Annotated in this window: 18 protein-coding genes and 1 pseudogene; 5 read left to right on the top strand and 14 right to left on the bottom strand. The window is 75.4% G+C overall.

The annotated features are described in order from the left end of the window. Both I6A81_RS26960 and gatC read right to left on the bottom strand, forming a co-directional pair. Positions 1-292: pseudogene (locus I6A81_RS26960) on the bottom strand (hypothetical protein); the annotation flags it as partial. A 249-nt stretch (positions 293-541) separates the two neighbouring features. Continuing rightward, positions 542-838 carry an Asp-tRNA(Asn)/Glu-tRNA(Gln) amidotransferase subunit GatC gene (gatC, locus tag I6A81_RS26955; RefSeq protein ID WP_203003320.1) on the bottom strand — a complete coding sequence of 99 codons (297 nt, stop codon included), beginning with the start codon at positions 836-838 and terminating at the stop codon, positions 542-544. Positions 839-1,198: 360 nt separating this feature from the next. On the opposite strand from gatC, the gene I6A81_RS26950 reads away from it, so the two are divergent. Then, the gene (locus I6A81_RS26950; protein WP_203003319.1) at positions 1,199-1,894 is read left to right on the top strand and encodes an ACT domain-containing protein; all 696 of its coding nucleotides are present in this window, start codon (positions 1,199-1,201) and stop codon (positions 1,892-1,894) included. Positions 1,895-2,239: 345 nt separating this feature from the next. On the opposite strand, the gene I6A81_RS26945 is transcribed toward I6A81_RS26950, so the two are convergent. The 8 genes from I6A81_RS26945 to I6A81_RS26910 all read right to left on the bottom strand — a co-directional run bounded on the left by I6A81_RS26945 (position 2,240) and on the right by I6A81_RS26910 (position 12,299). Further along, positions 2,240-2,659 (bottom strand): PIN-like domain-containing protein, encoded by a 420-nt coding sequence (locus I6A81_RS26945; RefSeq protein WP_203003318.1) that lies wholly within the window; start codon positions 2,657-2,659, stop codon positions 2,240-2,242. A 2-nt stretch (positions 2,660-2,661) separates the two neighbouring features. Then, the gene (locus I6A81_RS26940) at positions 2,662-3,366 is read right to left on the bottom strand and encodes a DUF433 domain-containing protein (protein WP_307874937.1); all 705 of its coding nucleotides are present in this window, start codon (positions 3,364-3,366) and stop codon (positions 2,662-2,664) included. Between the two features lie 197 nt (positions 3,367-3,563). Continuing rightward, positions 3,564-3,719: a hypothetical protein gene (locus tag I6A81_RS26935; RefSeq protein ID WP_203003317.1), complete on the bottom strand. Its 156-nt coding sequence runs from the start codon at positions 3,717-3,719 to the stop codon at positions 3,564-3,566. A 167-nt stretch (positions 3,720-3,886) separates the two neighbouring features. Continuing rightward, entirely contained in the window at positions 3,887-6,184 is a 2,298-nt protein-coding gene (gene ligA / locus I6A81_RS26930) for an NAD-dependent DNA ligase LigA (RefSeq protein WP_203003316.1), read from the bottom strand. Next, entirely contained in the window at positions 6,181-7,434 is a 1,254-nt protein-coding gene (locus I6A81_RS26925) for a methionine synthase (protein WP_203003315.1), read from the bottom strand. The genes ligA and I6A81_RS26925 overlap by 4 nt, the downstream gene beginning before the upstream one ends. 417 nt (positions 7,435-7,851) lie before the next feature. Next, complete coding sequence (gene mnmA, locus I6A81_RS26920) at positions 7,852-8,931, bottom strand: tRNA 2-thiouridine(34) synthase MnmA (protein ID WP_203003333.1); 1,080 nt, start codon at positions 8,929-8,931, stop codon at positions 7,852-7,854. A gap of 249 nt (positions 8,932-9,180) precedes the next feature. Beyond that, on the bottom strand, positions 9,181-10,371 hold the full coding sequence (locus tag I6A81_RS26915; protein ID WP_203003314.1) for a cysteine desulfurase family protein: 1,191 nt from the start codon (positions 10,369-10,371) through the stop codon (positions 9,181-9,183). Between the two features lie 32 nt (positions 10,372-10,403). Beyond that, positions 10,404-12,299 carry a glycosyltransferase gene (locus tag I6A81_RS26910; RefSeq protein WP_307874936.1) on the bottom strand — a complete coding sequence of 632 codons (1,896 nt, stop codon included), beginning with the start codon at positions 12,297-12,299 and terminating at the stop codon, positions 10,404-10,406. A 39-nt stretch (positions 12,300-12,338) separates the two neighbouring features. Here I6A81_RS26910 and mftA point away from each other — a divergent pair, with 39 nt between their 5' ends. The 4 genes from mftA (at position 12,339) to cobF (ending at position 15,172) form a co-directional block, all read left to right on the top strand. Continuing rightward, positions 12,339-12,464, top strand: a complete 126-nt coding sequence (gene mftA / locus I6A81_RS26905; protein ID WP_203003311.1) for a mycofactocin precursor MftA — start codon at positions 12,339-12,341, stop codon at positions 12,462-12,464. 166 nt (positions 12,465-12,630) lie between these two features. Then, positions 12,631-12,891, top strand: a complete 261-nt coding sequence (gene mftB / locus I6A81_RS26900) for a mycofactocin biosynthesis chaperone MftB (RefSeq protein ID WP_307874935.1) — start codon at positions 12,631-12,633, stop codon at positions 12,889-12,891. Positions 12,892-12,939: 48 nt separating this feature from the next. Further along, entirely contained in the window at positions 12,940-14,142 is a 1,203-nt protein-coding gene (gene mftC / locus I6A81_RS26895) for a mycofactocin radical SAM maturase (protein ID WP_203003309.1), read from the top strand. A gap of 301 nt (positions 14,143-14,443) precedes the next feature. Further along, the gene (gene cobF / locus I6A81_RS26890) at positions 14,444-15,172 is read left to right on the top strand and encodes a precorrin-6A synthase (deacetylating) (RefSeq protein WP_203003332.1); all 729 of its coding nucleotides are present in this window, start codon (positions 14,444-14,446) and stop codon (positions 15,170-15,172) included. Here the strand turns inward: cobF and cobJ are convergent. From cobJ to I6A81_RS26870, 4 genes are read right to left on the bottom strand one after another with little or no spacing between them, the layout of a single operon-like run. Continuing rightward, positions 15,138-17,012, bottom strand: a complete 1,875-nt coding sequence (gene cobJ, locus I6A81_RS26885) for a precorrin-3B C(17)-methyltransferase (protein WP_203010349.1) — start codon at positions 17,010-17,012, stop codon at positions 15,138-15,140. The genes cobF and cobJ overlap by 35 nt on opposite strands. Continuing rightward, positions 17,009-17,662, bottom strand: coding sequence for a precorrin-8X methylmutase (locus tag I6A81_RS26880; protein WP_203007551.1), 654 nt, complete (start codon positions 17,660-17,662; stop codon positions 17,009-17,011). Before I6A81_RS26880 ends, cobJ begins: the two co-directional genes overlap by 4 nt. Beyond that, positions 17,659-19,029, bottom strand: coding sequence for a nitrite reductase (locus tag I6A81_RS26875; RefSeq protein WP_203010348.1), 1,371 nt, complete (start codon positions 19,027-19,029; stop codon positions 17,659-17,661). Before I6A81_RS26875 ends, I6A81_RS26880 begins: the two co-directional genes overlap by 4 nt. Continuing rightward, positions 19,029-19,895: a CbtA family protein gene (locus I6A81_RS26870; RefSeq protein WP_203007549.1), complete on the bottom strand. Its 867-nt coding sequence runs from the start codon at positions 19,893-19,895 to the stop codon at positions 19,029-19,031. Before I6A81_RS26870 ends, I6A81_RS26875 begins: the two co-directional genes overlap by 1 nt. Between the last annotated feature and the right edge of the window lie 80 nt (positions 19,896-19,975).

Genomic DNA, 19,975 nt, shown 5'->3' with positions numbered 1-19,975 from the left:
GGCCCAGCCGGCGCGGGCAAGGGCGCGTTCGAGCGCGCCGCGCAGCGCGGCCGCCCTCGGGTCCGGCTCGTCCCGGCTGTCCGCCCCCCGCCCGGCGGGCGTCGACCGCCGCGGCGGTCGTGAGCGCGCCCTGGGCGTCGACGTGCAGGAAGGCGCGGACCGCGTCGTCGACCTTGGCGATCCGGTCGAGCGCGGCCTGGGTCGCCTCGACGGCGGACAGCTCGCCGCGCGCGATCGCGGCCGCGGTCTCGGCGGCGGTAAGCCGGACGACGTCAACGGATGCGTCGGTCATGGCTGCTGTCTGTCCCTCACATGTCAAAGGATGAAGTTGCGCGGCTTTGGGTCGCATCCGTCGTTGGGTGCCGGTCCAAGGCTCCGAGGCCGCGGAAACCGGCAGAATCCCTGGCCGCGACCGCCCGCTTCGCCGAGCGAGGCCCAACCTCGAGGCTTCCAGGAGGTCGTCCCCGGGCAGGCATCGCGGTCCGGGTCGACGGGAAGCTGCTCAAAGGGCCGCGAACAGGACGCCCCACCCGGATCGCCCTCACTCCTCCGAGTCAAGGATGCGAGGCACCCGGAACCGACCATCCTCGGCGGACGGCGCGGCGGCCAGCGCATCCTCGGCCGGCAGCGACGGCCGGGTCACATCCGCCCGGAAGACATTGGTCAGCGGCACGGCGTGGCTGGTCGGCGGAATGTCCGCCGCCGCGACCTCGGATACCCGGGCAACGGCGGACAGGATCTGGTCCAGCTGGGGCGCGAGCGCGTCGAGCTCGGCGTCCGACAGCGACATCCGCGACAGGCGGGCGAGGTGGGCGACCTCGTCCCTGGTGATAGCCATGGCGGTGGGACCCCTTGTCTACGGCCGTGTTCCGGCCGGTTGTCCGTCCCGGCCGGGTGGCCCGACCGGTCAGCTGACGTGTTCGCTACGCCGCGCCCCGGTGTCCACGACCAGGTGTCCAAGACGACATGTCCAAGACCATGTCTCCACGGCCATCCATCCAAGATCATGTGTCCACGACCCGCGACTCTTCGGCGTGTCCGCGTAATGACATCGTACGGGCCGGCAGGCGGGGCCTGGCGCAGCCCGGCTCGGCCCGGCGCCCGCGACGCCCGCGATGCCGCGACCTGCGGCGGCGGACACGGAGGAACGCACGCGGATGTCATCGCGGCGTCACGCCGGTCAGGAATCCTCGACGTCATGTCGTACCTTCTCCGCCTGCTGCTCCCCGACCGTCCCGGCGCGCTCGGCGCCGTCGCGACAGCGCTCGGGCGGGTGGGCATCGACATCGTGAGCCTCGCCGTCGTCGAACGGTCCGCCGACGGGGCCGTGGACGACCTGGTGGTCCAGCTGCCGCCGGGCGGCCTGGCCGACAGCGCCGTCACGGCGGCCCAGTCGGTGCCCGGCGTGCGGGTCGAGTCGCTGCGGCCCTTCCTCGCCGACGGCGCCGGAGTCGCCGATGACCTGGACCTGGTGGACGCGCTCACCGACCGGCCGGGGGACGCCTCCGCCCTGCTGGCCGAGCTGGTCGCCGGGGTGTTCCACGCGGACTGGGCGATCCTGCTGGAGTGCGCAGGACCCGGCGACGTGCGGATCAGGGAGGCCTCCGTCGGCGCGCCCGACCTTGGCGGGGGCGACTACGCCAGCCCGCCGCGCGCGGCGGCGCTGCCCTGGCTGCCGCTGCCCGAGGCACGCGAGATCGACCCGGGCGAGGGCGGCCTGCCCGCCCGCTGGGCCGAGCGCGGCATGCAGCTGGCCGCGGCCCCGGTGGGCTGCCCCGAGCTGGTCATCCTGGTCGGCCGCCCCGGCGGCCCGACGTTCCGGTCCTCCGAGATCGCCCGCCTCGCCCACCTCGCCGGCATCACCGCGTCCCTGTCCCGCCGCCCCGCCCGCTGAGGTCCTTCCGCAGACAGATCTTGACAGGGCTGCTGAATCGCCGATCCGCGCACGCATCCGCCGATCACCAGCCCGCGGGAGGCCCAGCACCTCTCCTGATCGTCGGATGTGTGCGCCGTCCGGCGGCTTCCGTCCCCTTTATCCCCGAACTTCATACAAATCTAGTGATCTACCGAGGAGACCGGGCCGGGGCGAGTCAAAGATCGCTGTTTGTGTGCGCGGATCGACGGTCCGAACCGATGGAAGATGACCCACGGGAAACGTAGTAGCGAATCCGCCCAAGATCTCGACCGGGTGGCCGCGATCAGTCAAGCTCGCCAAGCGGTCGAGGCCGGGTTGGCGCGTTCAGGCCGGTGGGGTGGGCAGCTTCAGTTCACGCAGGCCGGCGTTGGTGAGCGAGAAGGCCCATGGGCCAGGCAGTCCATCGAGCGGCTCGATTTTATCCCAGTGCTGGACGACCATGCACAGCATGTCCCAACGGGTCATGCTCCCGGCTTTGGTGAGGAAGACGCCTTTCACCGCATGCGCGAGAAACAACCTTTTCTCGGCGGACCGGTGACGGATCCGGATGTCTCGCGTCAGCAGCACCAAGCGCTCGTCGCCCACGTATGGCAGCCATGCGGTGTCCAGCGACCCCTTCTCGACCGGGCAACGCAGGTGACCCGGGTGCAGGACGTCATGTCTTACGGCGGCGAGTGCCCTGCCCAGCGGGAGAGTGTTCTCGTCGACGAAGAAGCGCGGTCTCAGGGCGCCAGCATCGTCCATGATCAGGCTACGGCCTCCTGATCCCGGAGGCGGCTCTCATAACGGACCGCCGCCTCGACGTCGCCGTTGGGCAGCTCGTAGGCCTCGGCGATCTCTGCGATCGACTCACCCGCGGACCACAACTCATACAGGTTGGCCGTCCTGGTGTTGCGTACGACCGGGGAACCGAGGCCACGCAGCGGATCGAGCACGACCTGCGGCGCCGACGAGTCCGGGCGAAGCCGCACCGCCTCATCATCATCGGCGGTACCGGCACCGGCGGCGAACTCGACCTTTCCGAAGAAGTCCTGGGCCTTCTGGGCGAGCACCAGCTGTCCGTCGCGCACTCGCCGCACCATGACGAGGCCACTGTCGAGGCCGAGCTCCTCCTGAACCTCGAGCACAATGTCCCGCTGGAACACATAAGGCCGGGCGTGCGCGAGCGGATACGGCACACCGAACCGCTCCCGCAGGCGTTGCACGACCACGCGCATCTTCTGTAGGGAGACTCCATGCACGCGGTACTCCCGCAGATATCCAGCCTCGACGAACTCACCCCAGGTGAGCAACTCGCTCCCGGTCCGCTCGGACCGGATCACCGGCTCGTAGTGAGTCTGGCCGCGCGTGTAGCCGTCGACCCATGCGCGCAGCCGCGCCGGCTTCACCGACAGAAGGTGCGCCGCCTCGCCCATCGAGTAGAGCTCCCGATCCAGCACAGTGACAGCCACACCTGCATCATGGCCTCCACGGGGCGGAAAACGCCGTCGAGCGGCCCTTGCCCTCTCCGGCATCTCGTCACGCTCCACGACTGGTCCGCCACCTCGGGTGCGACGCCCTACCGTCCGCACCGGACAGCGGGAGGATTGTCCGACCTGGCCCGGAGACCGAAGAAGGGTGGAATCAACGAGTGCGGCACCGCGCGACGTCACAGCCCAGTGCCCTCGTAGGGGTCACGCAGGTCGTCGTTGAGGAACGTCTCCAGGTCTGCCCGCAGTTCGGCCACGTCGAGGATGGGAGCGGTGGCGAATGCCGCGAGAAGCTCGTCCTTGGGCACTGCCCGCCGTGGACCGCCCTTGAGCACCGCCGGCGAACGATAAGCCCTCTCGCCGCCACCGCATGGTTCGGGCGACTCGGATCGAGCGGCAAGCTGCGACATCAATCGACTCCCCTACCAGCTACGACACTGTCGGCTCAGACAGTACCACTCCCGACAGGGCAAAAACGGCGAAAGCCGACTACCGGGACCGACTAGGACTCGGCCGACGGCTCGGGGGTGGCCGTGTCGATGGTCTGGGTGGGCTCAGCCTCGGCGTCCGCCGCCTCGACGGCCTCGGGTTCTCCGATGGTGGCGAGCTCCCTGGCGGCGTCGGGGCCGCGCTCCAGCAGCGCCGCGAGGCCGGTCGCGTCGAGGATGGGGACCTTCAGGGACACGGCCTTGTCGTACTTCGAGCCGGCGTTCTCGCCCGCGATGACGAAGCTGGTCTTCTTGCTCACCGAGCCGCTGACCTTGCCGCCCAGGTTCTGGACCGCCTCGGTGGCCGTGTCGCGGGTCCAGCCGTCCAGCGTTCCGGTGATGACGACAGTGACGCCGGCGAGCGGGCGCGGGCCATCGTCGGCGCCCTCGTCGGCCATGGTCACGCCGCCGGCGCGCAGCCGCTCGAGCAGGTCGACGTGGCGCGGGTCGGCGAACCAGTCGACGACGGCGGCGGCGATCGTCGGGCCGACGCCGTCCACGACGGCCAGCTCCTCCAGCGAGGCGGCCCGGATCGCGTCGACCGAGCGCAGCTCGCGGGCGAGTGCCTGCGCGGCGGCCGGGCCGACGTGACGGATCGACAGGCCGACCAGCAGCCGCCACAGCGGCTGATGACGGGCCGCCTCGATGCCCTTGAGGACCTGATCGGCCTTCTTGCCCAGGACCGGCCGACGCAGCGCCTTGCCGTCCGGACCCTTGACGGGCTTGTTGTTCTCGTCGCGGACCGTCTCGAGCCGCTCGAACAGCGGCATGCCGGCGAACGATTCCTCGTTCAGGTGGAACACGTCGGCGATGTCGCCCACCCGGCCGGCCTCGAGCAGCGCGACCGCGCTCTCCTCACCGAGCCCGTCGATGTCGAGCGCGCCCCGGCCCGCGAGGTGGATGATCGCCTCCCGGCGCTGGGCCGGGCAGGAGACCGTGTTGGGGCAGCGGGTGTCGGCCTCGCCCTCGGGGCGGACCAGCTCGGTGCCGCACTCGGGGCAGTGCGTCGGCATGACGAACTCGCGCTCGCTGCCGTCACGCAGGTCGGCGACCGGGCCGACGACCTCGGGGATCACGTCGCCAGCCTTGCGCAGGATGATCATGTCCCCGATGAGGACGCCCTTGGCCTTCACCTGGTCGGCGTTGTGCAGGGTGGCGAGCCCCACGGTGGAGCCGGCGACCTGGACGGGCTCCAGCACGGCGAACGGGGTGACCCGGCCGGTGCGGCCGACGTTCACCTCGATCGACCGCAGCCGGGTGGTGACCTCCTCGGGCGGGTACTTGTAGGCGATCGCCCAGCGCGGCGCCTTCGAGGTGGCGCCGAGCCGGCCCTGCAGGGCGAAGTCGTCGACCTTGACCACCACGCCGTCGATCTCGTGCTCGACGTCGTGACGGCGCTCGCCCCACTCACGCACGTAGCCGAGCACGCCGGCGATGCCGTCGACGACCCGGTAGCGGGGTGAGACCGGCAGCCCCAGCTCGGCGAACGCCTCGTAGGCGGCCGACTGGGACGCCGCGTCGAAGCCCCGATGCGCGCCCAGGCCGTGCACGTACATCGCGAGCCCGCGCGCCGCGGTGATCCGCGGGTCCTTCTGCCGCAGCGAGCCGGCGGCGGTGTTGCGCGGGTTCGCGTAGGGCTTCTGGCCGGCGGCCACGAGCGACTCGTTGAGCGCGGTGAACGCGGCGACCGGGAAGAACACCTCGCCGCGAACCTCGAGCAGCTCCGGCACCTTCGGCCCGCGCAGCCGCGTCGGCACGCTCTCGAGGGTGCGGATGTTGGGGGTGATGTCCTCGCCCACCCGCCCGTCGCCGCGGGTCGCGGCGCGGGCCAGGTGGCCGTCCAGGTAGACGAGGTCGACGGCCAGCCCGTCGATCTTCAGCTCGCACAGCCAGGCCTCGACCGGCACCTCCCGGGTGGCCCGCACCGCCCAGGCCTGGAACTCGTCCTCGTCGAAGGCGTTGTCGAGCGACATCATCCGCACGAGGTGGGTGACCGACTCGAACAGCTCGCTCGGCGCTCCCTGGACCTTCTGGGTCGGCGAGTCCGGCGTGCGCAGCGACGGGAAGCGCTCCTCCAGCGCGGTCAGCTCGCGCATCAGCGCGTCGTACTCGGCGTCCGACACGGTCGGGGCGTCGAGCACGTAGTACCGGTAGGCGTGCCCGTCCAGCTCCTCGGTGAGCTCGGCGGCCCGCGCCCGAGCGTCGGCCGGCACCTGGGCGGAACTCTCCTGGACCCCGGCGGCGGCGACCTCGGCCTCCTCCGCCCCGGTCGCCACCCCGGCGGCGTTCTCCTGGCCGGTGGGCGCGCTCATTCCGGCGACTCCACCAGTACCCGGGCCGCCGCCCGGCAGTGCCGCATCGCGGCGCGGGCGTACGGAACGCTCGCGCCGGCGAGACCACAGGTGGGAGTCACGGCGACCACCTCCGCGAGCTGTTCGGGACGGAATCCGAGCCGGCGCCACAGCGACCGGACGGGATCAACCGTACGAGAAGGGTCCGACAGTTCCGGCCCACCGCGACCGGCGCCGTCCACGTCGGCGCTCTCGCGCTCGCCCTCGTCACCGAGCAGCCCGAGCCGCCCGGCAGCCCCCCGCGCCGACGTCCCCGGCCCGGACGATCCGGTCACGGCCGTGGCCGCGCGGGGACGCGGGCCGGTACCGGTCCTCGCGTCCGCGGCGACCCCGGCGGACGGGGACGGCGGCACAGCGGCCGGGCGGTCGGTCGCCGGGACGACGCCCATCATGAAACGCAGCCCGGCCTCCACGGCCTCGCCGATGGCCTCGTCCGACCGCTGGGTGAGCAGCGTGGCGTCCAGGCCGACGAACCGGGCGCCGGCCCGGCGCAGCAGCTCCAGCGGCACGTCCGGCGCGCAGCAGTGCACCCCTGCGCCGGCGACCCCGCCCACCCTGCTCGCCTCGGCCAGCACGAGTCCGAGCCGTTCGCCGGCCAGACCCTCCTCGACGGCCCGCAGCACGGAGAAGCCGCTCGGCGTGCGGATCCGGCCAGCCAGCACCGAGGGCAGCGACGGCTCGTCGAGCTGGACGACCAGGCGCGCGCCGGGCACCCGCCGGGCGATCGTCGCCAGCGTCTCGGCGAGCCCGGCCGCCAGCGACTCGGCCAGGTCACGGGTAGCGCCCGGGTCGGACAGCGCCTTGTGCCCCCGGGTCAGCTCGACGCCCGCCGCGAGCGTCCACGGCCCGGCGACGGCGACCTTCAGCGGCCCGGTGTAACCGGCCGCGGCCTCCTCGAGCGCGTCGAGGTCGTGCTCCACCATCCCGCGCGCCCGGCGGTAGTCCAGCCCCGGCCGCGGCACCAGCCGCCAGCCGGACGGCTGCAGGTCCACCGGCAGATCCAACGCGATCACCGCGGCCCGGCCCAGCATGTCGGCGCCAGGCCCACGCCCTGGCAGCTCGACCAGATGGGGCAGATCCGGCAGTTCGTCGAACACCAGCTTCGCGGCCGTCAGCGGATCGGTGCCCGGCAGCGACCCGACGCCCGTCGCCGCCCCCGCCAGCCACGGTGGCGCCAATGGTTCGTCCGTCGCCCCGCCACCACTCGTCATGGATCAAAGCTATTCCAGGCAGCGGACATGCCGTCGACAACGCGCGGATCCCGGACACCCCCTGCTGCCCGAGGCCGGGAGCGGGGGCGCGCGGGATGGGCTGTGGTGGGTTCTTGGGTTGTCCGCCGATCCGGGCTACAGCGCGCGAATCGGCGGACAGGTCGGGAGCCGATCCACCCGGCCACGGCCCCGACCACCGCGGGCGACCATCACTCCCGACTTGTCCGCCAAAACGCGACTCCCAGACCGTGTCCTGACGGACAAGTCCGGGAGCAGGGGCGCGTGGGATGGGCTGTGGTGGGTTTCGTTGGTGCCTGGGTCATGACCCGGTCGGCCTGACGAGGTCCAACCTCACCAGGCCGGATCCCCTGGTGGCGTGGATGTCCGGGTCGACTGGCGCGCTGGCGCTCTGGTGGCTCAGGCCGCCGCGCGCTCGGCGGAGGTGCGCAGGATGTGGCCGCCACCGAGGACGCGGTCGCCGTCGTAGAGGACGACCGCCTGGCCGGCGGCGGTGCCGCGCACCGGCTCGCGCAGGCGGACGAGCAGCTCGCCCCCGCGGGCCGTCACGGTCGCCGGAACGGCCCCGCCGTGCGCCCGTACCTGGGCGAGGCAGTCCACGTCGACGCCCTCGGCCCGAGACCAGGCGGCGACGTCGGCGGCGAGGTGCCACACGTCGAGGGCCTCGGCCGGGCCGACGGTGACCGTCGAGGTCACCGGGGAGATGTCGAGAACGTAGCGGGGGCGGCCGTCGGGCGCGGGCCGGCCCAGCCGCAGGCCGCGGCGCTGGCCGACGGTGAACGCGAACGAGCCATCGTGCTCGCCGAGGGTCTCGCCGGTGGCGGCATCGACGATCGGGCCGGGGCGCGGGCCGAGCCGGTCGCGCAGCCACGCACCGGTGTCGCCGGACGGGACGAAGCAGATGTCGTGGCTGTCCGGCTTGTCGGCGACGGCGAGGCCACGCGCCGCGGCCTCGGCCCGGACCCGCGCCTTGGTCGAGTCGCCGAGCGGGAACATCGCCCGGCGCAGCTGGTCGGGGCGCAGCGTGCCGAGCACATAGGACTGGTCCTTGCCGGCGTCCACCGAGCGGCGCAGCACTCCGTCCGCGGACAGGCGCGCGTGGTGACCGGTGACGACCGCGTCGAAACCGAGCGCGAGCGCGCGGTCCAGCACGGCGGCGAACTTGATCCGCTCGTTGCAGCGCACGCACGGGTTCGGGGTGGCGCCGGCCGCGTAGGCGGCGACGAAGTCCTCGATGACGTCCGCCTCGAACCGGTCGGCGAGGTCCCACACATAGAACGGGATGCCGAGGACGTCGGCGGCCCGGCGGGCGTCGCGGGCGTCCTCGACCGTGCAGCACCCGCGAGCACCGGTACGCTCCGCGTCCGGCGAGCGCGACAGCGCCAGATGAATCCCGGTGACGTCATGGCCGGCGTCGACGGCGCGCGCGGCGGCCACCGCCGAGTCGACCCCGCCCGACATCGCGGCGAGCACCCGCATCACGCCACCTCCCCCGGCCGCCTGCCCATCGGCCTCATCCACTTCCAGCATGCCCGACGCGGCAACCCGGTTTCCGGCGAGCGCCAGCGAAGCCACCCGACGAGCGCCAAGCAGGCTAGCCAACCCGGCCGGTCGGGCGAAGCCCGACATCGGGGGTTCCAGGGGGTCGCCCCCCTGGGCAGACATCTGACCGGCCGCCCGGCGAAGCCGCCCAAAGGGCGGCGAGCAGGGCTGGCCCAGCGAAGCCGGTCACCCGAGGCCGGCGAGCTCGCCGGCGCGGCTGGCCCGTTCGACCACCGGGCCGATCGCCGCCGCGACCGCGGCGACGTCCGCCTCGGTCGAGGTGTGCCCGAGCGAGAACCGCAGCGACCCGCGGGCCCGCTGCTCACCCGCGCCCATCGCGAGCAGCACGTGCGACGGCGTGGCCACCCCGGACGTGCAGGCCGAACCGGTGGAGCAGGCGATGCCGCGGGCGTCCAGCAGCATGAGCAGCGAGTCGCCCTCGCAGCCGGGGAAGCTCAGGTGGGCGTTGCCGGGCAGCCGGCCGGGCCCCGGCGGGGCGCCGTTGAGCACAGCCGCCGGCACCGCGGCCACCACCTGGCGCACCAGCTCGTCACGCAGCGCGCCGAGCCGTTCGGCTTCGGTGGGCAGGGCGCGGACCGCGGCCACCGCGGCCGCGGCGAAGGCGGCGGCGCCGGCGGTGTCGAGGGTCCCGGAGCGCACGTCGCGCTCCTGCCCGCCGCCGTGGGTGAGTGGGGTGAGCGCCAGGCCTCGGCGCGTCAGCAGGGCGCCGACCCCGACCGGACCGCCGATCTTGTGGGCGGTGACCGTCATCGCGTCCACGCCGGACTCGGCGAACGAGAGCGGCACCTGCCCGAACGCCTGCACCGCGTCGGTGTGGAAGGGCACCCCGTGGGCGTGGCACAGCTCGGCGAGCTCCGCGACCGGCTGCACGGTGCCGACCTCGTTGTTCGCCCACATCACCGACACGACCGCGACGTCGTCCGGGCCGCCGGTGCCGGCCGCGAGCGCCTCGGCGAGTGCCTCCGGCGCGAGGCGCCCGGTCGCGTCGACCGGCAGCGGCTCGACGACGGCTCCCTGGGCCGTCCCGAGCCAGTGGGCCGGGTCGAGCACCGCGTGATGCTCGACCGCGGTGACCAGCACGCGGCGCCGGCGTGGGTCGGCGGCGCGCCGGGCCCAGTACAGGCCCTTGAGGGCCAGGTTGTCGCTTTCCGTCCCGCCGCCGGTGAAGATCAGCTCTGACGGCCGGCAGCCGAGCTCGGCGGCCAGCGTCTCCCGTGACTCCTCGACGACCCGGCGCGCCTGGCGGCCGCCGGCATGCAGCGACGACGGGTTGCCCGCGACGGTGTGCGCCGCGGCGTACGCGGCGAGCGCCTCCGGCCGCATCGGCGTCGTCGCCGCGTGGTCAAGGTAGTTCACGACTCAACAGCGTAGTCGGGGCCCTGCCCCGCTCAGGCCCGCTCGCGACGACGGCCCGGCCCGCCCGGGCGAGCGGGCGCGCGGGCCTCGGTGGGCGGGCGGCGCGCCCTCGCCGGCGCCAGCGGACGGGCGGTGCGGGCGCGCAGGCAGCCCCACCAGACGCCGGCGCTGTAGGCGGCGTCGTCGGCCATCCGCAGCAGTACGTACGGCGCGAGCCCCACGTCCGGCCGGCCAGCCCACCAGTCCCTGGCGGCGGGGACGACGACGGCCGCGGCGAACACCCGCCGCCCGGGTGGGCCGGCCGCCGCCAGCAGCGGCCACCAGCCGCGCCGGACGTTGTCGGCGGCGGCTTCCAGGGCGTACCGGCGGCCGGCGAGGACCAGCAGCCAGGCGAGCCGGGACGGGTCCGGAGCCGCGCCCAGGCGCCGGGCGAGCCTGACGGCGTCGACGGCGCTACGGCCGGCCGTGGCCGCGGCGACCGCGCCCGTCACCACTGGCCTGGCCGGCCCTCGGGGCGCGGCCGCGACCGCGAGGGCCGCGACGGCCGCGACGGCGGCCTGGCCGGCGGGACGCAGCGGGCCGGGGTGGCGGGCGGCGAGCGGCCCGGCCGACGACCCGTAGGCGAACCGCTGGCGCGCCCAGCCGCGCAAGGAGGCACGGGGCTCGTGGTGGACGACGGCGGCCGGCTCGTAGCGCACCGACCAGCCCGCGGCGGCCAGCCGCCACACAAGATCGACGTCCTCGCCGTAACGCAGCGCCGGGTCGAAGCCGGCCAGCTCGCGGCGGACCAGCAGCGCGGCCGAGGGCACGTAGCTGACCCGTCCGCCCGGCCGCACCGGCGCCGGGCGCGGCCCGAGGTCCAGCGGCGAGCGGGCGCTCTCGTAGCGGGCCAGCAGGCCGGGCCGGATCCCGGGTGGCACCGGCGAGGCGACCCGGGGCGCCGCCGCGGCGACGGCCGGGTCGGCGAGGTGCCCGACGAGCAGCCCCAGCCAGTCGGGGCCACCCGCGGCCTCCCCACCAGCTCCACCACCGTCGCCAGCCCCACCACCATGGTCGCCACCGCCGTCAGCGCCGTTCCCGCCGGCGGGCCGGCCGGAGGCGGGCCGGCCGGAGGCGGCGTCCGGCGGGCGCACGTCAGCGTCGCAGAACAGGACGAGCGGAGTGGCCGCCGCCGCCGCGCCGGCTAGCCGGGCCGCGGCCGGGCCAAGGGAACGGTCGTGGCGCAGGACCCGGGCGCCGGCGGCGGCGGCCGCCGTGCCGGTGCCGTCGGTCGAGCCGTCGTCGACGACGATCACTTCCGCGCAGCGGCGGGCCAGCGCCGTGACGAGCGCGCCGATGCCGGCGGCGCCGTCACGCACCGGCAGGACGGCGGTCACCGCCGCCACCCGGCCCGGCGAGGGCACCGGCGGCACCGGGTGCCCGAGCCCGGCGTCCACGAGCCGGCGGGCGAGTGCCCCGGCGCCCGGCCCGGCCGCGCCCACCGGCCGGCCGGCCAGCAGCGCGTCCCACACGGCGCTCCCGGCGGCGGACAACGTCAGCAGACGTAATGGCGAACCACCCAACAACAGCTTTCCGCGCGACAGAACGGTGGTTTCCGGGTCACACTGCACATGGAAGTCAGCTGGCAGCGGCGGCACCGTGGTCAACACTGGCAACGGGAGCGGCCCAGGCGCGGGAACCGACGTCGGCGACGAGGCCGACGACGGCGAGGGCGCCGGCTCGGTGGCCGGGGTTCCTGCCGGATCGGCCTCGCCGATCCGCAAGATCCGGGACCGCCAGTCCTTCGTCGCGGCCGGGCCGCCCGCCCCGGGCGCCCCGGACCGGCCGAGCGCGCCGAAGCGCCGGGCGGCGCGAGCACCACCCAGCGCCCGCAGCGCCGCGGCCGCGCGGCGCGCCACCCCGGCACCCGCCCCAGCTACCCGATCCACAGGCCCGCACCTGGCCTCAGAAGACACAGGAGGAACGGTATGGACTCGCAGGCCCCGGCGACGGACATCGCGCCCGCCGATGACGCGCGCTCCCAGGTGGAGCCGGTGGTGGAGGACCTGCTCGTCGAGGACGTCTCCATCGACGGCATGTGCGGTGTCTACTGATCCCGCGGTGAGCAGCACGACATCCGTGGGCGCGCCGGAAGGCGCGCCCACGCCTGTGCCGACTCCGCCTCCGACTCTGATTCCGCCTCCGACTCTGATTCCGGCTCCGACTCCGGGTCCGGCCGCGGCGCCCACGCCCGCGCACGCGCTGGCCCGGCCGTCGGGGGTGGCTTTCGACCCGGCCCTGCCGTATCGGCTGCACCCCAAGGTCGCGCTACGGCCGGAGCGGTTCGGCGCGCTGGCCTACTCCTACGACACCCGCCGGCTGTCGCTGCTCAGGGACCTCGACCTGGTCGCCGTCGTGGGAGCGCTGGCCGACGCGCCGTCGGCCGCCGACGCGCTGGCGGCCGTGCCAGCGGCCAAGCGACCCGCGGTGGAGCGCGCGCTGGCCCGCCTCGTCGAGACCGGCTTCGTCCAGCCGTGCTGACCGCCCCGTAACCCGCTCGTTTCCCGCTCCCGCCCGACGGAGGCCTCTGTGAGCGTCACCGACCTGGCCCGCCCCAGCGGGCCCACGGCCGTCACCCCACCGCTGGCGCCCTCGGCCGCGACACTCGCGCCGACGCCGGCGAGCGCGTCGCTGCAGCGGGAACTGCTGCGCGGACTGGACGCGCCGATCTGCCTGACCTGGGAGTGGACCTACGCCTGCAACCTGCAGTGCGTGCACTGCCTGTCGTCGTCCGGGCGGCGTGACCCGCGCGAGCTCGACACGACGCAGATGCGCTCGGTCGTCGACCAACTGGCCGAGATGCAGGTCTTCTACGTCAATGTCGGCGGCGGCGAGCCGATGACGAGGCCCGACTTCTTCGAGGTGCTCGAGTACTCGGTCGACCACGGCGTCGGGGTGAAGTTCTCCACCAACGGTGGGATGATCGACGCCGCGAAGGCTCGCCGGCTCGCGGCGCTGGACTACGTCGACATCCAGATCTCGCTCGACGGCGCCGACGCGATGACCAACGACCCGGTCCGCGGCCTCGGCTCCTACGAGCGGGCCCGCCAGGCCATGGGACACCTGGCCGACGCCGGGTTCGGCGCCTTCAAGCTGTCGGTGGTCGTCACCCGGCACAACGTGGCCCAGCTGGACTCGTTCGCGGCCCTGGCGGCCGACCACGGCGCCGAGCTGCGGGTCACCCGGCTGCGACCGTCGGGCCGCGGCCAGGACTCGTGGGCACAGCTGCACCCGACCGCCGCGCAGCAGCGGGAGCTGCATTCCTGGCTGCTCGCCCGGCCGGACGTGCTCACCGGGGACTCGTTCTTCCATCTCGCCGCCTACGGGCAGGCGCTGCCCGGGCTGAACCTGTGCGGGGCCGGCCGGGTGGTCTGCCTCATCGACCCGGTGGGCGACGTCTACGCCTGCCCGTTCGCCCTGCACGAGCACTTCCGGGCCGGCAGCGTGCTCGACGAGGGCGGGTTCGCCCAGGTGTGGCGGTCCTCAGGCCTGTTCACCGAGCTTCGCGAGCCGGACAACCCGGGTGCCTGCACCTCGTGCGGCCACTACGACGCCTGCCAGGGCGGCTGCATGGCGGCCAAGTTCTTCACCGGCCTGCCGCTCGACGGCCCCGACCCGGAATGCGTGCTCGGGCACGGCGAGGCGGCGCTGGCCGCCGTCGACCCGCACACCCTGCCGATCATCGACAACGACCACAGCAAGCGCCGCCGCCTCCCCCTCACGATCCTCTAGCCCCGCGGGTCCCGGCGTCCTGTCATACGCCAGGGCGCCGGGAACGCCGCCTTCCACCACCACGGGGTATGACACGGCTGCCCGTGGGCGCGGACAGCGCGGCCTGCCCAGGGGCCGGCGGCGGGGGTGGGCGTCGGGGGTGGGCGTCGGTGTGAGAGGGCTGGTCGCGGTCGCCGCTATCGTCGGTCGGGTGTCCGTCGCCGCGAACGAGCCCTCCGTCCCGGCCGACGGGGTTCGGCCCGATGACCGGTTCGGGCCGGCGCCGGTCCCGGCCGGGCGCCGGGTCGTGTCACTGATCGGGATGGGGGTCGGCGACCCGGAGTCGCTCACCCATGCGGCGAGCCGGGCGCTCGCCGGCGCCGACGTCCTGTTCACGGTCGACAAGGGCGCGGCGAAGGCGGACCTGAACGCGCTGCGGGCCCGGATCTGCGCCCGGTACGCCCGGCCCGGTCTGCGGGTCGTCGAGGTCGGCGAGCCGGAACGGGACCGGGCACCCGCCGACTACCCGGCCGAGGTGCGCCGCTGGCACGCCGCGCGCGCGACGGTCTGGGCCGACGCCCTGCGCACGGAACTCGACGAGGGCGGGCGGGGCGCGTTCCTCGTGTGGGGCGACCCGGCGCTCTACGACAGCTCGCTGCGCATCCTCGACGACATCCGGGCACGCGGGCTGGTCGACCTGGACGTCGAGGTGGTTCCCGGGATCTCCAGCGTGCAGGCGCTGGCGGCCCGGCACCGGATCCCGCTGAACACCGTCGGCGGGTCGGTGCACATCACCACCGGGCGCCGGCTCGCCGACGAGGCCGCCGGCCTCGACACCGTCGTCGTCCTGCTCGACGGGGCGGCGGCCTGGCAGGGCCTCGACGCCGACCAGTGGGACATCTACTGGGGCGCGTACCTCGGCGCGGACGACGAGATCGCGCTCGCCGGCCCACTCGCCGAGGTGGGCGGCCAGATCGCGGCCGCCAAGCGGGACGCCCGCGCCCGCAAGGGATGGATCATGGACGTGTATCTGCTGCGGCGTCGGCGGTAGCCGTCGCCGGGCTCGGCGCGCCGTCGTGGTGGCGCGGCGTGAACACGACGCCGGTCGCCCGGTCCCAGCGGGTCCTCGACGAGCCGACGATCAGCAGCGTGCGCATGTCGACGTGCTCGGCGGTCAGGTCGGCGAGCCGGATCACGTCGACCCGCTCACCGTCCGGGCCGGGCTCGCCGACCGCGCGCCCGACCACGACCGGCGTGTCCGGGGAACGCCACCCGAGCAGGCAGGCGCGCACCTCGTCGACGTGGCGGCGCCGCGCGCGCGACCCCGGGTTGTAGAGCGCGAGCGCGAGGTCCGCCTCCGCCGCGGCCCGCAGCCGGCGCAGCACCAGCGGCCACGGCTTGAGCTGGTCGGACAGGGACACCACGCAGTAGTCGTGGCCGAGCGGCGCGCCGGCGCGGGCCGCCACGGCGTTCGCCGCCGTCACCCCGGGCAGCACATGGACCGGCACGTCGCCGTAGCCGCCGTCGGCCCGGACCTCCAGCACGGCGGCGGCCATCGCGAACACCCCGGGGTCGCCGGAGGACACGACCGCGACCCGCCCGCCGCGGCGGGCGAGCTCGAGCGCGAACGCGGCCCGCTCCGCCTCGACCCGGTTGTCGGAGAGGTGGCGGTGCTGCCCGGCGCGGGGCGGGACGCGGGAGACGTAGGCCTGGTAGCCGACGACGTGCTCCGCGCCGGCCAGCGCCGCGGCCGCCTCCGGCGTGAGCCAGTCCGGGCCGGCCGGCCCCAGCCCGACGACGGTCACGGACCCGAGGACGCGGTCCACGCCGACGCCGGCCGGGCCCGGGCCATCGACCCGCTGGCCGTTCGCGTGCGCACCGTTCGCGTGCGCACCGTTCGCGCGGGTACCGTCCGCCCGCGCGCCGTTCGCGCGGGTACCGTCCGCCCGCGCGCCGTTCGGGTGCGCGCCGCCGACGCCCATGTCGTGGACGCCCGTCTCGCCGACGCCCGGGTCGTGGACGCGCGCGCCGTTCGCGGGCGCGCCGGCCGCGCTCAGACCAGCGACATTCGGGTCGGCCCCGGCCGCGCCAGCCGGGGCGGCGCCGGCCGGGGCGGCGGGAGCCGCGACCGCGAGCGCGGCCGGCCCCGGGGACTGGGCCGCGGCGGCGCCAGGCACCAGCACCATCGACATGTACGGCACGTCGGGGCCGGCCGGGGCGTCGCGCAGCGCGGTGACCGTCTCGTCGGGCCGTGAGGCCCGCGAGACCAGGACCGCCTCGTCGAGGCGGCCCGCGGCGGCGAGCACCTCCCGCAGCCCGGCCACGTCGCGGCCGACCTTCATCAGCGCGAGCGCGTCCGCCCGGCCCGCGAGGTCGCGCAGCCGGTCGACGGGCATCGTGGCCGGCGCCACCAGCAGCGCCTCCTCCCCCGTCGCCAGCGGGACGCCGGCGGCCGCGGCGACCGCCGACACCGACATGACTCCGGGCACGACCACGCACCGGAACCGCGCCGCGAGCCGGCGGTGCATGTGCTGGTAGGAGCTGTACAGGGTCGGGTCGCCCTCGGCGAGCAGCACGACGTCGCGCCCGGCGGCCAGGTGCGTGGCGAGCCGCGCGGCGGCCCGCTCGTAGAACTCGTCGAGCGCCCCCCGGTAGCCGCCCGGGTGGTCGGCGTGGCCGCGGGTGACCGGGTAGACCAGCTCCTCCTCGACGACGCCGTCCGGCAGGTACGGCGCCGCGCTCGCCCGGGCGAGCGACCGCCCGGGCCGGCCCGCGTGGTAGGCGACCACCGAGGCGGCGCCGATCAGCCGCGCCGCCTTCACGGTGACGAGTTCCGGGTCTCCCGGGCCGACGCCGACGCCGAACAGCGTCCCGGCGGGTCGGGGACTCATCGCGCCCCCGCGGCGAGCGCGTTCACGGCCGCGACCGCGAGCGCGCTGCCGCCCCGGCGGCCGTGGACGACGAGGTAGGGCAGGCCGAACGGGTTGTCGGACAGTGCCCTCTTGGACTCGGCCGCGCCGACGAAGCCCACCGGCAGGCCCAGCACCGCGGCCGGCCTCGGCGCCCCGGCGGCGATCATCTCCAGCAGGTGGAACAGCGCCGTCGGGGCGTTGCCGACGGCGACCACCGCCCCGGCGAGCCGCTCGCCCCACAGCTGGAGCGCGGCGGCGGACCGGGTGGTGCCCAGCCGGGCCGCCAGGTCGGCGACCCCGGGCTCCCCGAGCGTGCACACCACGTCGTTGGCGGCCGGCAGGAACCGGCGGGTGATGCCGCTGGCCACCATCTGGGCGTCGCACAGCACCGGCGCCCCGGCCAGCAGCGCGGCGCCCGCCGCGTCGGCGAGATCGGGGCTCGCCTCGACGTCGGCGGGCAGGTCGACCATGCCGCAGGCGTGAATCATGCGTACGACCACCGGTTCGAGGCCGGCGGGGAAGCGGGCGAGGTCGGACTCGGCGCGGATCGTCGCGAACGACTGCCGGTAGATGGCGTCGCCGTCGCGCTCGTAGTCGTACCGACGCCCGCCGGTCTGGACGGCCGTCATCGGGACTCCTTCCGGGTGGCCGCCGCGGTCGCGGGGCGCACCTCGTAGCCTTCCGGACCGGCGACCACCTCGACGTGCGCGCCGGCGGGCCGGCCACACCGGCGGGCGCAGCCGCTCCAGTGCGCGACCGGCCCGGCCCGGCCCGGCGTCGTCATGAGGTCCGGTGCCGGCGCGGGGGACGCCCGTGTCGCGGGCGGGGCTGGTGTGAGGCGGCCGGCGTCGACGGCGCGGCCGGCGTCCGCGCGCACGTCGGCGTGCGCGCTGGCGCAGCCGGGACGCCCGGCGCACGCGGTGACGCGGGCCCACAGCGAACCGGGCGCGGTGGTGAGGCCGGCGCGCGCCGCGCGGGCGCGAAACGCCGGCTCGTCGGCGATGTCGGGAACGACGACACCACGCCACGGCGTGACGCGCAACGGCTGGGCGGGCCCGCCGCGCGCCGCCGCGCCCGCCTCGGCGGCCTCGGCGAGCAGGTCGGCGGCGGACCGGGTGAGCCAGCCGAGGGGAACTCCCACGGCGACGGCCCAGCCGCCATCCGGGCGGCGCCAGCCACCCACCGGGCGGGCGTGGCTGGCCGTGACCGGGCAGTCCGCCGCCGGGCGCCCGGCGCGCAGCGCCGCGGCGAGGCCGGCTCCGCCGTCGGCGAGGTCACGAACCCGCCAGGCCCGCCCTCGCGTCTCCGGCGCTCCGGCGCTCCCGCCCCGATGCCCCTGGCCGGCCGATGCGGCGAGTCGGACGAAGGCCCGCGCGGCGCCGACGAGCTCCCCGACCAGGTCGTGCTCGGCGACCTCGACACCCGCCGGGGCCACCCACCAGGATCCCGTGGCCGCCGGTGCCGCCCAGGCGTCGGGGCCCAGCGCGGCGATGTCGCCGCCGCCGTCGTCCAGGCCGAACAGGAACCGGCCGGACAGCTCGGCCAGCTCCGGGTCGGCGCACAGCGCCCGGTCGAGCGCGCGCACCAGGCCGGGCAGCCGGCCACCCGCGCCCGCCGCCAGGCCGGGCCGGCCGGCGTCGGGCTCACCGGGGCCCACGAGGCCCGCGAGCGGCGACGCCACGATGTTGCGCACCCGTTCGTGGGTCGCCGAGGGCAGCAGGCCGAGCTCCGCGACGCGGGCGGCGACCCGGGCACGGCGTCCCGGGGTGATCCCGCGCAGTTGGACGTTCCCCCGCGAGGTGAGCTCGAGGGCGCCGCCGGCCCCGAGGCGGGCCAGCGCGGCGAGCACCGGCCCGTCGACCAGCCCGCCGGGCAGCCGGATCCGGGCGAGACCGCCGTCGGCGGCCTCGTGCAGGGTCAGCGCCCCCGGGCAGCGGTCGGCCCGCGCCCGGGGGACGCCCCCCGGGACACGGGCCGAGGTGGAGCAGTCCGTCACTAGGACGCGGACCCGGCGACCGGGTCGGCCTGCGCCGCCGGCACGCCCGCGCGGGCGCGGCCCGCGGCCGGCTCGAGCAGCCGCGCGGCCAGCGGGCCGAAGGCCAGGCCGAGCGCGCCCCACAGGATGACCTGCGCCCCGACCGAGTAGAGCCGGAAGAAGTACAGGACATCCGCGGGGAAGGCCTCGTAGACGATGTTCCCGCCCGGGTCGAGCAGCGGGCCGGGAGTCTCCGTCTCCGGGCTGCCGACGCTGAGCGAGCCGAACGAGGGCAGGACGGCGATCAGCACGGCCACGGCGACGAGGAACGCCGCGCCCGCGAGCAGCGTCGCCGTCCAGGTCGAGTGTCTGGTGCGCAGCCAGCGGCCGAACCACACGGCGAGGATGCCGAGGGCGACCGACGCCAGCACCATCGACAGATAGAGGATGCCCCGCTGCTCGATGGTCTCGTCGTCGCCGACCGCCGGCGGGCTCGCCGGGTACTTCAGGAACGGCACGAAGTAGACGGTGAGGAATCCGCCGAGCGCCAGGTACAGCGCCAGTGCCCGGGCCCGCGTCGCGCCGACGCGGCCGTAGGCGAGCGAGAAGGCGACGGCGTACAGGCCGCCGAGCGCGATCGCCAGCGCGACGATGCCGATGCCGAGCCCGACGTCGGCCTGGACGGCACGGGTGAACACCGCGCCCTCCTCCGGCGGGACGGCGAGCCCTGCGGCGGCGTCGAGCGCCAGCTGGGCCTCGCCCCGGCCCTCCTCGAAGGCGATGGCCTTGTCGATCTGTGGCTCCGCGAATATGCGGGCGAAAGCGAACGCGAGCAGCCCGGCGAGGGCGCCGCAGAGCAGCCCGCGCAGAATCAGCCTTTTTTCCATGCCACACTCCTGGGTGTCATGCGACGCCGCGGCCGCGCCGGCGCATGACGGCGCCGCGCGCGGAATGGACGCCGGAGCGG

This window comes from Frankia nepalensis (assembly GCF_016786325.1).
GTDB classification, from domain to species: domain Bacteria; phylum Actinomycetota; class Actinomycetes; order Frankiales; family Frankiaceae; genus Pseudofrankia; species Pseudofrankia nepalensis.
This window is presented reverse-complemented; position numbering and strand designations above follow the sequence as displayed.

Coding starts and splice junctions, on each gene's coding strand:
- gatC (WP_203003320.1), bottom strand. CDS start 838: ATGGCTATCACCAGGGACGAGGTCGCCCACCTCGCCCGCCTGTCGCGG.
- I6A81_RS26950 (WP_203003319.1), top strand. CDS start 1,199: ATGTCGTACCTTCTCCGCCTGCTGCTCCCCGACCGTCCCGGCGCGCTC.
- I6A81_RS26945 (WP_203003318.1), bottom strand. CDS start 2,659: ATGGACGATGCTGGCGCCCTGAGACCGCGCTTCTTCGTCGACGAGAAC.
- ligA (WP_203003316.1), bottom strand. CDS start 6,184: ATGAGCGCGCCCACCGGCCAGGAGAACGCCGCCGGGGTGGCGACCGGG.
- I6A81_RS26925 (WP_203003315.1), bottom strand. CDS start 7,434: ATGACGAGTGGTGGCGGGGCGACGGACGAACCATTGGCGCCACCGTGG.
- mnmA (WP_203003333.1), bottom strand. CDS start 8,931: ATGCGGGTGCTCGCCGCGATGTCGGGCGGGGTCGACTCGGCGGTGGCC.
- mftA (WP_203003311.1), top strand. CDS start 12,339: ATGGACTCGCAGGCCCCGGCGACGGACATCGCGCCCGCCGATGACGCG.
- cobF (WP_203003332.1), top strand. CDS start 14,444: ATGGGGGTCGGCGACCCGGAGTCGCTCACCCATGCGGCGAGCCGGGCG.
- cobJ (WP_203010349.1), bottom strand. CDS start 17,012: ATGAGTCCCCGACCCGCCGGGACGCTGTTCGGCGTCGGCGTCGGCCCG.
- I6A81_RS26880 (WP_203007551.1), bottom strand. CDS start 17,662: ATGACGGCCGTCCAGACCGGCGGGCGTCGGTACGACTACGAGCGCGAC.
- I6A81_RS26870 (WP_203007549.1), bottom strand. CDS start 19,895: ATGGAAAAAAGGCTGATTCTGCGCGGGCTGCTCTGCGGCGCCCTCGCC.